This window comes from Octadecabacter arcticus 238 (assembly GCF_000155735.2).
GTDB classification, from domain to species: Bacteria; Pseudomonadota; Alphaproteobacteria; order Rhodobacterales; family Rhodobacteraceae; genus Octadecabacter; species Octadecabacter arcticus.
The window spans coordinates 1,559,730-1,574,178 of the sequence record NC_020908.1 but is presented as its reverse complement, the minus strand read 5'-3'; the positions used below and the strand labels follow the sequence as shown (position 1 = coordinate 1,574,178).

Here is a 14,449-nt window from a genome sequence, read left to right as displayed (position 1 = left end):
CCCAATTCAGGATAAAGTAGATATGAATTTTTTCAACTTAGGCGCGACCGGTCGACCGACGCAGGCCGCGCGCTTGTCATCTGCCACCGACCTTGTGCAGCGCACGCTTGCGCAGCACGGATTGACCGCACCCAATTCCGTCCTGAACGGCCTGTCCCCAGCGCAAATGTCCTCGGACGGATCAGTAATTGACGGGGACACGTTCACCTGCCCGCAAGGCAGCCGCACGTACCGAACTTATGTTCCCAACTCAGCAAAAGATGGTGTCGCTGGCGTTATTATGATGTTGCATGGCTGCACCCAAAATCCCGACGATTTCGAAGCGGGAACAGGGATGCACGCACTGGCGGAAACCCATCGCCTGGTGATCGTGTATCCGGGGCAGTCACTTGGCGATAACGCCCAAATCTGTTGGAATTGGTTTCGCCATGGCGATCAATGCCACGGGATGGGCGAACCTGCAATTCTTGCGGGCTTTGCCAAACAGATCACCGATCAACACGCTGTAAAACCCCACAATACCTACGTGGCAGGCCTGTCTGCTGGCGCGGCTATGGCAGTCATTTTGGGTGAAACCTATCCGGATGTCTTTGCAGCCTTCGGAGCCCATTCAGGCTTACCTTTTGGCGCAGCAACAGACATGACATCCGCGTTTGCGGCGATGATGGGAACGGCGGGCGCGCGCACTGTTGAATCGAACGGCCCACAAACACGCACAATCGTTTTTCATGGGACCGCGGACACCACGGTGCATCCGTCAAACAGCGATGCGATTGCGCGTGATGTATTGGATCGCGCGCCACGTCAGACAATTGACACAACGACGCGCGGGGAAACCGGCGGGCGATCTTGGACACGTCGTATCGTTGCGGCGCAAAACAACGCAGCCGTGCTCGAACAATGGACGATTGAGGGTCTTAGCCATGCCTGGTCGGGCGGATCGCCCAAAGGGTCGTTCACCGATGCCGGCGGACCAGACGCAAGCGCGCAGATGGTCAGATTCTTCCTGAACAACGACGACTAGCGACGCATAAAAGCAGCAGTTTTTGCGCGCCTTCGTGCTGGCCAATCCGACTTGTGGTTGGCCGCACCCATCTTAGGGACCGAATGTGTCTCTATGGTTAGGATTGCGCAGTTATGGCGCTGTGCGCTGCTTTTTGTTGGTGGCTTTCTGAATGGCGCAGATGAGAAGAGCCCCCAACGGGTCATCTGCCCTCCAGAACGCACCAGTCGGCGCTATGTGGTCTAGCACGCCTCCAAATATGCATTTGTAAAACTCACCCCAAGCACGATTATTATAAATTTAACTTGCCGAGATCACAATGCTAACAAAAAGTGAGATTTCTAGAATATTTGTTCGCACCGCTCCCCTCTCATCGTCTGTGGGGAAGATGCCCGCGATGAGGGGCGTTTATCACTCCAAATAAGGTCTGCCACATATGACGGCCCGCCCGCTCCAGATAGACTTTTTGAAAGACCTTCCCTTTGCAGAGGTCTTGGTAAACCCGCACGCCAGAATACCGTACGGCGTTCGCTTTGGCGGCGACAGACCGGGGCCCAGTACATTATTCACCGCCCCTTCAACAACCATCGAAGCAGCGGCACGACGGTTGATCAAACTGCCCACCTTGCCATGGATCTGGGGCCATCTATATCTCATTTCATCGGATATGATGTCTTCTGGGCAGCAAGTAGACGTTGCCAGCTGCCTCCCGAATGTTGTTTTAGATGATATCACAATCAGTGCAGCGTCTAATCAAGATTCCGCCAATACTTCAGACGCGGCCTATTGGACTGTGCTGCGCCTGTGCGCCCGTCTTGGCATGATCCAAGGCAGAGGTGTCGCAACCGAGCCGATCCGGAAGCCAAGACCCTATTACCTATAGAACTGTCCACGTTAAACGAGTGAAAAGGAAGACCGATGAAAATTGCGCTTATGTGCCAGAATGCGAAACTGTACTCCCACCAGCGATTGATTGAAGCGGCAGAAGCACGCGGTCACACGATTGACGTGATCCGCACACTGAACTGCTACATGAACATCGCGTCGCGACGTCCGGAAATTTATTTTAACGGCGAGTCCTTAACAGGCTATGACGCCGTCATTCCACGCATCGGCGCATCGGTCACGTTTTATGGCCTCGCCGTTTTGCGCCAATTTGAAATGATGGGCGTCTTCCCGCTGAACGAAAGCGTCGCGATCGGGCGTTCGCGCGATAAACTTCGATCCATGCAGTTGCTGGCTCGTGACGGGGTTGGCCTGCCAGTGACCGCTTTTGCGCATGATGCCAAACAGGCCGGTGAAGTTGTGAAACTTGCAGGCGGCGCGCCTGTGGTGATCAAACTGCTTGAGGGGACACAAGGCATCGGTGTGGTCCTTGCCGATACGGAACGATCCGCAAAGTCGGTCATTGAGGCGTTCCGTGGTGCAAACGTCAACATACTGGCACAAGAATTCATTAAGGAATCCGCCGGCACAGATATTCGCGCCATTGTCGTGGGGGGCAAGGTCGTCGCAGCGATGAAACGCACCGGCGAAGAAGGCGAATTCCGCTCGAACCTGCACCGTGGCGGATCTGCGAAGTTAATCAAGATTTCGCCAGAAGAACGTTCAACCGCGATACGTGCAGCCAAATCGATGGGGCTTGCGGTTTGCGGTGTCGACATGTTGCGCGCCAACCACGGTGCCGTCGTCATGGAAGTAAACTCATCCCCTGGTCTGGAAGGTGTCGAAAAGGCCACGGGGCTGGACGTTGCAGGAATGATCATCCAGCACCTTGAAAAAACCGCCAAACCGGGTGCGACAAGGACCAAGGGCAAAGGCTGATTTTGCGGTCCACACTGCACGTTAAAAAAATAATCGGCGTGTCCCTGTTATGGCTCACGCCGATAAAGTATGTAGAATGGCTAATTGCCTACAAAAGACTTGGCCGATCCAACAGGGTAGCAAAGACGACGATGTTTAAGAAACTGAACTCAAAGCGGCCAAAGCCAGAACTGGTGGTGATCGGATGGATTGAACATATCGATTTGCCAGATATTAGTCTGATGAATATCCGCACGAAGATCGACACGGGTGCGCGGACATCGGCGCTGCATGCGACGCAAATCGAACAATTCAGCCGCGATGATGTGCCCTGGGTGCGGTTTCACGTGCAGATCACAGAAACCGAGGATGGCGTCGATATCGAAGCGCCGATCTATGATATTCGCCACATAAAGAACACTGGCGGCGTGCCCGAAGAACGCGTTGTGATCCGCACAACTTTCCAGCTTGGCGGCCGCAGCTGGCCCATTACGGTATCATTAACCGATCGCGCGAGCATGACATTCGTGATGATCGTTGGGCGCACAGCACTTAAGGGTCAAAACATTGCCGTCCATACCCGCAAAGCGCATTTGGCATCGTTTTCCGACAAACAACGCCGCCCGAAAACCCTGCTGATAAAGGACGCCTCCTGATGCCAGCCCGCCAGCCCTTCACTGTTGGTGACATCACGATCGATGCCGGAACCAGCCAAACTGTCGAACTTCCAGTCAGCGTTCTGTCGGACCACACGCCCGTCACGATGTCGGCCCATGTCACCCATGGCAAAAGCGACGGGCCGGTTATGTTCGTCAGCGCGGGTATTCACGGGGACGAGGTTATCGGCGTTGAAATCGTGCGCCGCCTGCTGCGCGCTCCCAACCTTCGCACGCTTCGGGGGACGTTGATTGTCGTTCCGATTGTGAACACCTTTGGCTTCATCAACCGCTCACGTTATCTGCCGGACCGGCGTGATTTGAATCGATCCTTTCCTGGAAGTACGGCCGGATCGCTGGCCGGTCGGTTGGCGCATATATTCCTGACTGAAATTGTAGCGCGCTGTGATCTTGGGATCGATCTGCACTCGGCGGCTATTCATCGCACAAACCTGCCCCAAATCCGGATATCAGCCAACAATGAGCGCACGGCGAAACTGGCCAATGTCTTTGGCGCACCGGTGATCTTACAGTCAAATCTGCGCGACGGATCACTGCGCGCCGCCGCCGCTGAGCTTGGTAAAGATGTGTTGCTTTTTGAAGCTGGCGAAGCGTTACGGTTCGACGAAATGTCAATCCGTGCAGGCGTTGCTGGCGTCTTGCGGGTCATGCACGATATCGGCATGATATCGTCTAAAGGCATTGCGAAAACCAAGATGCCGTCACAGCTGTGCGAGTCATCAAGCTGGGTGCGCGCACCTGCGGGTGGCCTGTTGCGCATCTTTCGCGCTGATGGGGATGTGGTCGCCGAGGGCGATCTTTTGGCAGCTGTGGCCGACCCGTTTGGCGGCGAGGAGATTGAGATACTCGCGCCCTTTGGCGGGATAATCGTTGGCCGCGCGGTGATGCCAATCATCAATGAAGGCGACGCGTTGTTCCATCTGGCGAGTGTAAAGTCGCTCACCCAGGCCGAGGATATGATGGATGAGATGAGCGGACAATTGATGTCCGATCCGCTGATTGATGAGGATCAGATAATTTAGGGCATAAATCGAACCGCAACCGCCGCGATCCATGAAAAGAGTAACCGTAACGCGCAAATCATCACAAGATAACAACCATCCCCCATTCGATTGCCGCTTTTCGCGCCCTTACGAACCGCATATTGTGCCCCTTATGACCGAAACCGTTCCAAGCGACATTGAAATCACGTCGACCGACGCTGCGGTTACGATGACCCTGCGCGGGGCGATGACGTTGCCCTATGTCACCCAAATTGTCGCGAAATTTGACACATTGCCGATGGATCGAACGGTCCGCGCCTATTTGTCCGGCGTCACACGGTTTGACACCAGCGCGGCATGGGCCATTGCGTCCCTGCGCACGCGCCTTGAAACAGCGGGCCAGCATCTTGAGATACGCGGCGCCGGGATCGGTCACGAAAGCCTGCTAAAATCCGTAACTGACGCGATGCCAGTCATCACCCCTGCCCCCGTCGTCGCAGGGGGTCTGATCGAATGGGTGGCCGCCATCGGCAGCTCAATGGTAGACGCGGTTACTTTTGTGCTTGAGCTGATAGGCTATTTTGGTTTGTTTTTGTCGCGGCTTCTGCGCGCGATCCGCCATCCAAAGGAATTCCGCCTCACCGCCTTGGTGCACCACTGTCAAGAAGTCGGGTTCAAGGCGGTGCCCATCGTCGCGTTGATGGCTTTTTTGATCGGCGTCGTGCTGGCATTTCAGGGATCAACCCAACTGAAACAGTTTGGCGCAGAAGTGTTCATTGTTGATCTTATTGCGGTTTCGATCCTGCGTGAGTTGGGTATTTTGCTCACCTCGATCATCGTCGCAGGCCGCACAGCGTCGGCATTCACCGCTGCCATCGGGTCGATGAAGATGCGCGAAGAAATTGATGCCATGCGGAGCCTTGGACTCGATCCGGCCGCGACATTGTTCGTGCCGCGCATTCTGGCGCTGGTTCTTATGTTGCCGATTTTGGGGCTGATCGCGAATGTCATGGGCCTATTTGGCGGCGCGATCATGGCGTGGATCGATCTTGGTATTTCGCCAGAAATGTTCATGACACGGCTGGTCAACGGCACTGACGTCAGCCATCTGGCCGCTGGAATGATCAAGGCGCCAGTCTTCGCCCTTATCATCGGGGTTGTCGGGTGCCACGCGGGAATGCAGGTCCAAAGCAACGCGGAGTCTCTGGGCCGAATGACATCATCTTCAGTTGTCGCCGCAATTTTTGCGGTGATCATGGCGGACGCGGTGTTTTCAATCTTCTTCGCCCAGATCGGGTTTTAGGCATGGCAAAAGACATCAATCAAACCGACCGCGAGGTGGTCATTTCCATCCGTGGGCTGCGCAATCAGTTTGGCACCCAAGTCGTGCATGACAATCTGGACCTTGATATCTACCGTGGTGAAATCGTTGGCATTGTCGGCGGTTCCGGAACCGGAAAATCAGTTTTGTTGCGCACGATTGCAGGGCTGAACCGACCCGCAGCTGGCAGCGTCGATGTCTTGGGAATTGATGTGCTGAGCGCTGACCAAGACGACATGGTCGATGCAGGGGCCAATTGGGGCGTGATGTTTCAAGACGGTGCGCTTTTTTCATCCCTCACGGTGCGCGAAAACGTCGAAGTGCCGATGCGCACAGTTGATGGGCTTGACCCGAAAATTCGCCGCGCGCTTGCCGATTTGAAGATCTCAATGGTCGGCCTGCCCTATTTTGCCGGTGACAAATACCCGTCCGAACTATCTGGCGGCATGCGCAAACGTGCGGGTTTGGCCCGCGCCCTTGCTCTTGATCCGCAGATCGTATTTTTGGATGAACCTACCGCAGGGCTTGATCCGATCGGTGCGGCAGATTTCGACCAATTGATTTTGGGGCTCAGCCGCTCGCTTGGTTTGACGGTCTTCTTGGTCACCCATGACCTTGATACCCTGCATGCGATCTGTGATCGTATTGCAGTTCTGGCTGAAAAACGTGTGCTGGTCACAGGCACGATGCAAGAGATGCTAAAGGTCGATCACCCTTGGGTGCATGACTATTTCCACGGTGTTCGGGCCCGCGCAGCGCTCGACACCAAAACGGCTGCCGACGTGGCGACAAAGGACTAACAAAAAGACATGGAAACCCGCGCAAATCATATCCTGATCGGCTTGTTTACACTTGCCGGAATCGTGGGCAGCATTGCCTTGTTATTGTGGTTCGCACGCGTCGAACTGGACCAGCAGTTTGCCTATTATGATGTCCGCTTTTCGTCCGTGTCCGGACTAAGCGAAGCGTCAGATGTGCGGTTTGCGGGTCTGCCTGTTGGTCAGGTCGTCGATGTGCGCCTATCGCCAGACCGCGACGGCACGGTCCTTGTGCGCCTTGAGGTGGACGCGTCAACGCCAGTGCGATCCGACAGTATTGCCACCATTGAATCCCAAGGCGTGACAGGTGTGTCATTTGTCGGGATCAGCGCGGGGCGGCCAGACACCGGCTTGCTGGTGCCAACGTCCGATACGCCTGTGCCACAGATCACCGCAGGCCAATCAGTTCTACAGGCCCTATCAGAGGATGCACCGCAACTAATCAACGAAGCCTTGACCGTGATCGAGGGCGTTAGCGACTTGTTTGCGGAAGACAATCAGGCGCGGGTCGAAAATATCCTCAAAAACGCCGAAGAGGCATCGGAATCACTGGCCGCGACCCTCGAAGCCTTTGCAGAAGTGCCTGAAACGGTTGAACGGTTCACGGTGCAGGTCGAAGCGTTCAACGCAATCCTCGCTGGTATTGCGCCCGAGGTTGAGGCGTTGCTGACAACGGCGGACACGACTGTCGCCTCCCTTGGCACCCTGTCATCGGAGGCCGAGACCATGGTTATCACTGCAAACGACACGCTCGCCGTCGCGCAGGGCACCTTTAACGAGGCACAGCGTTACATCAACGAAGACCTGACAGATACGACCTATGCCTTACAAACCACAGTCGAAGACCTGCGCGCAGAAATCGCGACCATCAGCACCGATGCCCGCACAATGTTGGCCACGTTTAACGGCGCAGGTGTCGCTGCCACGGACCGCATCGTTGAGGCTGGCGCGACCCTCGTGATGATCAACGACACACTGGCACAAATCAGCAAAACGACACTCACTGTGGGCGATGCTGCCTTGCAGTTTGACACGCTGCTTCAAACCCAAGCAACCCCGCTTTTGGCCGAGACCCGCGCCACTGTTGCGGCCGCGACGGACGCCATCAATGTTATCGGAACTGCCGCCCAAACTGATTTACCTGTGATCGTCGCTGACATTCGCGCGGCCACCCAAACGGCGACGGACACCATCAACCAAGTTGCACAGGATCTGACGGCGGCCAGCGGGCGCATTGACGGCCTTAGTCTGACGGCACAAACCGCGCTGACCCAAGTGACTGAGACATTCGCAAATGCCAATACCACGCTTGAGGCGGTCACATCGGCGATGGAAACCGGTGATCGGACTTTAGAGGTTGCCGAACGCACGTTCGCAGGCGCGGATCGCATCATCAATGAAGACCTCGACGGGATTATTTCCGGGCTTGAAACAAGTCTGGCGTCGCTCAACGGTGCAATCGCGCAAGTGTCTGACGATATCCCTGCAATCACCGCAGAACTGCGCAATGCCAGCCAATCCGCAGCCGAAGCTTTTCGCAGTCTCGATCAGGTCGTCGACAACGCCGGACCGTCAGTCACCGAATTCACCCGTACGGGTCTGCCCCTGTACACCCGCCTTGCTGTTGAAACCCGTGGGTTGATCAGCAATCTTGATCGCCTGACGCAACAAATTCAACGTGACCCGGCGCGCTTCTTCCTGAACCAGCAATCGCCCGAATACCAGAGATGAGATAAATATGATCCGTGCTGCCACACACAAAATAATTGCTACTCTCACCCTATTGTCCGTCCTTGGGGGCTGTTCGGCGCTTGGAGCGCTCGGCGATGTCACAACCCCGCTGAGTGTCTACGATCTGCGCGCGCCAAGTGGTGCACCGGTGATACAAGGCGGCCAGTTGGCCCAAGATGTCGTGGTCGAAATTCCCACGACCAGCGGCGTGTTGAACACCGACCGGATCATGATCCGCCCCGATACATTGCAAGCGCAATATCTGCCCGACGTGCGCTGGGGGGATGAGGTTCCGGTGATGATGCAGACGCTGATGCTGCGATCGCTTGAGAACACGAACGGGCTGCGCTACGTCGGCAGACGCCCGCTGGCGGGCAGTGGTGATTACGCCATCGTCACCGAATTGGTGGATTTTCAGGCGGAACTGACGCCGGATGGAACTGGCGCAACTGTGTCGATCCGCATGACATCGCGACTGGTGCGCGAACGCGATGCCAGCATCGTTGCCAGCCGCACGTTCAGGTCGCAACAGGCTGCGGCCTCAACAGATACATCAGCGATCGTTGTAGCCTTTGATCGTGCATCCGATGCGCTGTTGGTCGATTTTGCAGACTGGACCATAACGGCCCTTGGCCGCAGATTGACGCCGGCTTAGTCCAACATTTGTGCGTGACATCAGCCGGCAACTTGGCGTCATATATGACCTGAGCCAAACCGGAGGATGCCATGACAATCCACAACAGCCCCTTTCCCGATGTCGCGATCACGGATCAAACGATCACCGAACGCGTTTTTGCCGGATTGATAAATCGACCCAATGAGGTCGTTCTGACGGACGGACCCAGCGGGCAGAGCATGACGGCTGCGGCGTTCATGGAGCGCGTCAAACGGCTTGCAGGTGGGTTGACGGCGGCAGGTTTGGGCGCTGGTAAAACCGTTGCGCTTATGGCACCTAACATTCCCGAATTCTGCGTGATCTTTCATGGCGTCGCTTGGGCGGGTGGCACGATCACCACGCTTAACCCGACCTATACCGGCCCCGAAGTCACGCATCAACTGGACGATGCTGGTGCGGATATTCTGATTACGGTTCCTGACTTTCTGGAAATGGCAGCGGCTGGCGCAGGCAATCGCGACGTTATTGTCATCGGCACACCGCAATATGACGCATTGTTCGGTGAACCTTTGACGGCGCAAGTTCCCGTCGATGTTAACGTACATACAATGGTTCTGCCCTATTCATCGGGCACCACCGGACTGCCCAAAGGCGTGATGCTGTCGCACCGAATCTGGTGGTCAATGTAGACCAATCCATCGTCGCCGCAGATTTTCAACGCGGTGAGGTCACGGCGGCCTTTTTGCCGTTGTTTCATATCTACGGCATGACCGTATTGATGAATGTGCATCTGGCGGGGGGCGGTGCATTGGTGACGATGCCGCGTTTCGATTTGCCGATGTTCTTGCAGATCAGTCAGGATCATAAGGCGCGGCGCATGTGGGTGGTGCCACCGGTTGCCATTGCCTTGGCCAAACATCCGTTGGTGGACAATTATGACCTAAGCGCGCTTGATCAGGTGTTCATCGCCGCCGCACCCTCAGGTGCGGAGCTGACGGACGCCGTGTCCGCGCGGCTGGGTTGCACCGTTTTGCAAGGGTTCGGCATGACCGAACTCAGCCCCGTGTCCCACCTTGTGCCCGGCAACGCGCCCCGATCCAGTGCAGTTGGCGTTGCTGTTCCAAATACGCAAAGCAAGATCATCAACCCTGACAGCGGCGACGAAATGGATATTAACGAGGAAGGCGAACTTTGGGTTAAGGGCCCGCAAGTGATGCAGGGCTACCTGAACAACGCCGATGCCACTGCCGAAACGATCCCCGAAGACGGCTGGCTGCGCACCGGTGACATCGCGCGCATTGACGCAGACGGTTACATGTTCATCGTTGATCGCCTGAAAGAGTTGATTAAATACAACGGCTTTCAGGTTGCCCCTGCGGAACTGGAGGCCACGTTGCTCGCCATGGACAGGGTGACAGATGCCGCTGTGATTGGCCTTCCAAACGACTTAGCAGGTGAGTTGCCGATTGCCTTTGTGATCTGTGCTGACGGTGGGCCAGATGAGGCTTCCATTCATGCGCATTTTAACGAAAACCTAGCGACTTATAAGCAGCTGCATCAGATAAGGTTTGTGGACGAGATTCCAAAATCTGCGTCCGGTAAAATCCTGCGGCGTTTTTTACGTGATCAAGTTGCGGCGGAAGATTAGCCGCCCTCAACAGCTTTACCTGTCTTGGGCCAAGATCCAGTCGGCAACGACGTCAGGCAACGTGAATACAATCATGTGACCGCCGTCAACTTGCGTCATCGTGGCCCCCGCGACCGCGTCGCGCCGTGTTTGGCTGGATCAAGGACCTGATCCGAACGACCAAACAGGATGGCAACGGGCATCCCTAGGGACGGATAGCGCTGCGCCATTTCGGGAAGTGCTGCACGCAAGGCAATCATGTCGCCACCCGCTGAGAAATAGCTCGTCGGTCGAATGGCGAGCAAACTGCCACCAGAGACACCAAAATTTTCTGGTATCGTTTCTGGCGCAAAGACCGATTTTGCAGACCTATCAAAGATCAACAAACCGAGAGGTGTCGCAAACGTCAGCGAAACGAAGCGGCGCAAACCATCTGATTTAATCGACATAGCGCTGAACGCGGATGATACCGTGTCGCTCGGCTGTGTGACGGGCGCGATCAGCGCCAGCGCACCGACGCTATCTTCATGGTTGAGCGCAAGGTTAAGCGCCACCGCACCACCAAGTGAGTGGCCCACGATCCCCTCCGTGCCAATAAGCGTGAGACAATTGACTGGCTAAAGTTTACACTTGAGGGCGTAGGAGAACGAACCCATGGTTATGCCTTCACAATCACCACTTTCGCCAGATGCTGGATCTGGAGCCGTTTTGGCCCCAACGTCGCCTCCCCGCGTTGTTAATGCGCCGTTGGCTCCCACAGCGGAACTGACGAGCATCCCGAAGCGACGCAACTTCACAGCCAAATACAAACTGCGCATTCTGGATGAGACGGACCAAGTGGCAGACACTGGCGGGGTTTCCGCCATTCTACGGCGGGAGGGGCTTTATTCCTCTGCACTGACCGATTGGCGCCGTGCGCGGGCGGCCGGCACATTGGGTGCATTGCAGCCAATGCGCCGTGGCCCACAAAAGGCACCTGCCAATCCATTGCAAGCTGAGCTGGCCAAGGCCAACCGTGAGGTGACAGCCTTGCGGCGCCGTCTGGATCAGGCGGAAGCCATCATTGCCATCCAAATAAAGAACGCAAGCGACGGCAAGATCGAGGATGGTGGCGGATTGCGACTCGTCAAAAAAAGCGAGAGCGCCAAGTGGGTTTTTAGATATAGCCACCTTGGCCGACGCAGGGAAATGGGACTAGGCAACATGCCGACCACGAACCTGGCGAAAGCGCGACAGAACCGCGACAAGTGGGAAGGCGAACGCCAAGACAAAACAGAATCTGTGCGTCGCTAAATCGTGCTGTCTTCATCAAAAATCTCCTCAGATATCTTGCCGAGAAAATTCTACTTTTGAACACCACTAATTTTAGGGGGGATTACCTTACCTATATCTGGACGCGTGAGGGTTGGCTTTACCTGGCTGTGATACCAATGGCCGAATTAAGTGACCCTTGCCCATTCTCGATCTGTGATTGAACTTATTCGCTCTGGGTCGTTCGCAAAGAAGTTCCAAGCTTGTGCACATTTGTCGAGTATTTCGTCATAGGTGTCGAAAACTGTGATTGCGAGTTTATTAGCTCGCAGATAAGCCCAGACGTTTTCCATGGGGTTCAGTTCGGGTGAATACGGTGGCAGCTTAACGAGCGTAATTTTATCTGGCACCTGCAAACATTTTGCGCCATGCCACCCCGCCCCATCAACAATCAGCAAGGCATGTGAGCCGGGTGCGACAGCTTTTGCGATCTCATCAAGATGCAGCCCCATAGCCTCGGCGTTGACGTAGGGCAGGACGAGACCTGCGGCGGTACCACGTGCGGGACAAGCGGCACCAAAGATATAACTCCATTTGAAGCGTATATCACGGGGTGCGCGCGGGCGAGTTCCACGCTTGGCCCATTTACGGGTGAGTGTCCCCTGTTGTCCAACGCGGGCTTCATCTTGGAACCATACTTCAAGAGGCTTCCCCTTTGCATGTTCTGGCAGAGTATCGTTTACGAGGCTCGCAAAGTTTTTTTAAAAGCCTGCTGCGCTTCGCGATCAGTTTTCGGATGCTCTGGACGCACAGACAGGCGGCGAAAGCCATGCTTGGTTAGATATTTCCCAATCGTACGCACATGCAGTTTCACGTCGAACTCCTCTTCAACACGAGCCTGCAAGTCGACACAACGCCATCGTACTACGCCATCTTTTACTGGGTCGGGCCCGGCCTCCACCCACGCCACAAATTGCGCCTGTTGCTTGGGCGACAACCGTGGTTTTGCCCCCTTGCCATTCCGATCCGATAACCCCTCAATGCCTTCTGCGTTAAAGCGATGCGCCCAATCCCGAAGTGTTTGTCGATCCATACCACTGCTGCGGGCAGCCGTTTCACGATCCACCCCATCAAGCACCAGCGCTATGGCCAGTAGTCGCCGTACAACCCGCCCATCCTTGGTTCGCTTTGCCGCACGGCGCAAATCTTTCGCAGACATATCCGTGCGCGTAATTTTTATGGCTCCACCCATGAGCACCTCCCAATCTATGGAGGTCATTGATTCAGAGTTTGCCAAAAATTAAAACCAAAAAAATGAGTCAGATATTATGGCCACTGGTATGATCTTGGATTTACATTCCAGGCGCGTGATTGGATGGGCTGTCAGCAATCGGATGAAGCGTGACCTGGCAATCAGGGCGTTGAAGATGGCTATCGCCTTCCGGTCACCGCCAAAGGGCTGCATCCATCACACGGATCGCGGCAGCCAATACTGTTCGCATGACTATACTCCCGCGCCTGAATTGACCTGAGGTTTTCCCCTCAAATCACTTTGTATTCCTTGAGCGATATGACGCGGAAGTTGTCGGTGACGGTGTCGCGGAACTCTGGCCATTTTTCTGGCAGGGTCTTGCGGAAGAAGTCGAAAATGGCCTCTGTGAATTGGTTGAACGTTGCATAGTGCCGATTGTGGGTGACCCATTTGTGCATAACACCCCAAAGACGCTCGATCGGGTTGAGGTGCGGGGCATATGCTGGCAAGAAATGCAACTTCACCCGACGTTCTGGGCTGTCCAGCCATGGCTGTAGTATCTTGGCATGATGATAGCGGGCATTGTCGACAAAGACGTGGATGGCCGTCTTGGTTTGGTTGTTGCGTTCCAACTTTTCCAGCATCTGTCGGGTTGTCTGGGCATTGATCTTCTCGCCTTCCACAAAGGTGAACTGGAAAGTCTCAAGGTCAAGCGCGCCCTGAATGTTGAGCCGCTTGCGCCCTGATGTCGCCTTCAGGGCCGTCTTTTGTCCCTTGGGGAACCAACCATGGGCGGGGCGGCTCTGGTGTTCGGGGTGGACAGCGTCCGAAAAGACAACCATCTCATCTGCGGCCAACCCGTTCATCAGGGCCTCATATTTGGCAATAAACGCAGCCTGCTTGGCTTCATCGGCCTGTGCAGGCAGCAATTGTGGTTTCTTATACGCGAACCCCAGGCGGCGCATCAGCTTGGCGGCTCCCGACGTGCTGTAGTTTTGGTCGCACTCGGCTAGAACATAGGCACAGACCTCATCGGCATTGCGGGCAGGCTGCGCGGTGAAATGGGCTCTCACCGCCTGCTCTTGCACGACGGACAAATGACCCTGACGCTGGCTGTAGTCCTTCAGACCGAAAAACGATAGTCCCGCACCGGCAAAGGCTAATCGCCACTCCGTCAAAACTGTCGGGCCAATATCCAAAATCCGGCAAACCGTTCCGGCGTCTTCTCCTGCGTCCAAAAGAAGAAACGCGCGCGCCCGTTTCCAAACAAGGGCGTCAACTTTGCGGCGGCGGCAAAGCGCTTCAAGTGCTATGCGCTGCTCGTCGGAGGGGATGTCCCGTACGATGTTGAAAATCGGGCGAGTGGC

General features: G+C 55.7%; 13 protein-coding genes and 2 pseudogenes. 12 read left to right on the top strand and 3 right to left on the bottom strand.

All coding sequences use genetic code 11. The features are described from left to right. The first annotated feature begins 22 nt into the window (after nt 1–22). The 10 genes and pseudogenes from OA238_RS08215 to OA238_RS34695 all read left to right on the top strand — a co-directional run bounded on the left by OA238_RS08215 (nt 23) and on the right by OA238_RS34695 (nt 10,600). A complete protein-coding gene (locus tag OA238_RS08215; protein ID WP_015494833.1) occupies nt 23–1,024 on the top strand; it encodes an extracellular catalytic domain type 1 short-chain-length polyhydroxyalkanoate depolymerase in 1,002 nt (333 codons plus the stop codon). 897 nt (nt 1,025–1,921) lie between these two features. Next, the gene (gene rimK, locus OA238_RS08205; RefSeq protein WP_015494832.1) at nt 1,922–2,827 is read left to right on the top strand and encodes a 30S ribosomal protein S6--L-glutamate ligase; all 906 of its coding nucleotides are present in this window, start codon (nt 1,922–1,924) and stop codon (nt 2,825–2,827) included. A gap of 131 nt (nt 2,828–2,958) precedes the next feature. Then, a complete protein-coding gene (locus OA238_RS08200; protein ID WP_245581466.1) occupies nt 2,959–3,462 on the top strand; it encodes an ATP-dependent zinc protease family protein in 504 nt (167 codons plus the stop codon). Then, nucleotides 3,462–4,505: a succinylglutamate desuccinylase/aspartoacylase family protein gene (locus tag OA238_RS08195; protein WP_015494830.1), complete on the top strand. Its 1,044-nt coding sequence runs from the start codon at nt 3,462–3,464 to the stop codon at nt 4,503–4,505. Before OA238_RS08200 ends, OA238_RS08195 begins: the two co-directional genes overlap by 1 nt. A gap of 133 nt (nt 4,506–4,638) precedes the next feature. Continuing rightward, nucleotides 4,639–5,769: an ABC transporter permease gene (locus OA238_RS08190; RefSeq protein WP_044038110.1), complete on the top strand. Its 1,131-nt coding sequence runs from the start codon at nt 4,639–4,641 to the stop codon at nt 5,767–5,769. Between the two features lie 2 nt (nt 5,770–5,771). After that, the gene (locus OA238_RS08185) at nt 5,772–6,587 is read left to right on the top strand and encodes an ABC transporter ATP-binding protein (RefSeq protein WP_015494828.1); all 816 of its coding nucleotides are present in this window, start codon (nt 5,772–5,774) and stop codon (nt 6,585–6,587) included. A gap of 9 nt (nt 6,588–6,596) precedes the next feature. Further along, a complete protein-coding gene (locus OA238_RS08180; protein WP_015494827.1) occupies nt 6,597–8,336 on the top strand; it encodes an MlaD family protein in 1,740 nt (579 codons plus the stop codon). 7 nt (nt 8,337–8,343) lie between these two features. Then, entirely contained in the window at nt 8,344–8,991 is a 648-nt protein-coding gene (locus OA238_RS08175; RefSeq protein WP_015494826.1) for an ABC-type transport auxiliary lipoprotein family protein, read from the top strand. Between the two features lie 71 nt (nt 8,992–9,062). Further along, nucleotides 9,063–10,120 (top strand): annotated as a pseudogene (locus OA238_RS08170) (AMP-binding protein); the annotation flags it as partial. Further along, a complete protein-coding gene (locus tag OA238_RS34695) occupies nt 10,118–10,600 on the top strand; it encodes an AMP-binding enzyme (RefSeq protein WP_338042837.1) in 483 nt (160 codons plus the stop codon). The pseudogene OA238_RS08170 and the gene OA238_RS34695, both read left to right, overlap by 3 nt. A 95-nt stretch (nt 10,601–10,695) precedes the next feature. Here the strand turns inward: OA238_RS34695 and OA238_RS08165 are convergent, their stop codons facing one another. Beyond that, a complete protein-coding gene (locus OA238_RS08165; RefSeq protein WP_015494825.1) occupies nt 10,696–11,157 on the bottom strand; it encodes an alpha/beta fold hydrolase in 462 nt (153 codons plus the stop codon). Between the two features lie 76 nt (nt 11,158–11,233). Between OA238_RS08165 and OA238_RS29950 the strand changes: the two genes are divergently transcribed. Continuing rightward, nucleotides 11,234–11,872: an Arm DNA-binding domain-containing protein gene (locus OA238_RS29950; protein WP_015494824.1), complete on the top strand. Its 639-nt coding sequence runs from the start codon at nt 11,234–11,236 to the stop codon at nt 11,870–11,872. Nucleotides 11,873–12,018: 146 nt separating this feature from the next. On the opposite strand, the gene OA238_RS29945 is transcribed toward OA238_RS29950, so the two are convergent. Continuing rightward, a protein-coding gene (locus OA238_RS29945; RefSeq protein ID WP_085982740.1) for an IS630 family transposase occupies nt 12,019–13,082 on the bottom strand; the annotation gives its coding sequence in 2 pieces (ribosomal slippage) (nt 12,019–12,593 and nt 12,593–13,082; 1,065 coding nt in all). 88 nt (nt 13,083–13,170) lie between these two features. Between OA238_RS29945 and OA238_RS08145 the strand changes: the two are divergent. After that, nucleotides 13,171–13,338: pseudogene (locus OA238_RS08145) on the top strand (DDE-type integrase/transposase/recombinase); the annotation flags it as partial. 34 nt (nt 13,339–13,372) lie between these two features. Here the strand turns inward: OA238_RS08145 and OA238_RS28830 are convergent. After that, on the bottom strand, nt 13,373–14,437 hold the full coding sequence (locus OA238_RS28830; protein WP_083906868.1) for an IS630 family transposase: 1,065 nt from the start codon (nt 14,435–14,437) through the stop codon (nt 13,373–13,375). Nucleotides 14,438–14,449: the final 12 nt, after the last annotated feature.

What these genes read in the sequence shown, in the direction of transcription:
- rimK (WP_015494832.1), top strand. Translation starts at nt 1,922, where the DNA reads ATGAAAATTGCGCTTATGTGCCAGAATGCGAAACTGTACTCCCACCAG.
- OA238_RS08185 (WP_015494828.1), top strand. Translation starts at nt 5,772, where the DNA reads ATGGCAAAAGACATCAATCAAACCGACCGCGAGGTGGTCATTTCCATC.
- OA238_RS08215 (WP_015494833.1), top strand. Translation starts at nt 23, where the DNA reads ATGAATTTTTTCAACTTAGGCGCGACCGGTCGACCGACGCAGGCCGCG.
- OA238_RS34695 (WP_338042837.1), top strand. Translation starts at nt 10,118, where the DNA reads ATGGATATTAACGAGGAAGGCGAACTTTGGGTTAAGGGCCCGCAAGTG.
- OA238_RS08190 (WP_044038110.1), top strand. Translation starts at nt 4,639, where the DNA reads ATGACCGAAACCGTTCCAAGCGACATTGAAATCACGTCGACCGACGCT.
- OA238_RS29950 (WP_015494824.1), top strand. Translation starts at nt 11,234, where the DNA reads ATGGTTATGCCTTCACAATCACCACTTTCGCCAGATGCTGGATCTGGA.
- OA238_RS08195 (WP_015494830.1), top strand. Translation starts at nt 3,462, where the DNA reads ATGCCAGCCCGCCAGCCCTTCACTGTTGGTGACATCACGATCGATGCC.
- OA238_RS08200 (WP_245581466.1), top strand. Translation starts at nt 2,959, where the DNA reads ATGTTTAAGAAACTGAACTCAAAGCGGCCAAAGCCAGAACTGGTGGTG.
- OA238_RS08175 (WP_015494826.1), top strand. Translation starts at nt 8,344, where the DNA reads ATGATCCGTGCTGCCACACACAAAATAATTGCTACTCTCACCCTATTG.
- OA238_RS08180 (WP_015494827.1), top strand. Translation starts at nt 6,597, where the DNA reads ATGGAAACCCGCGCAAATCATATCCTGATCGGCTTGTTTACACTTGCC.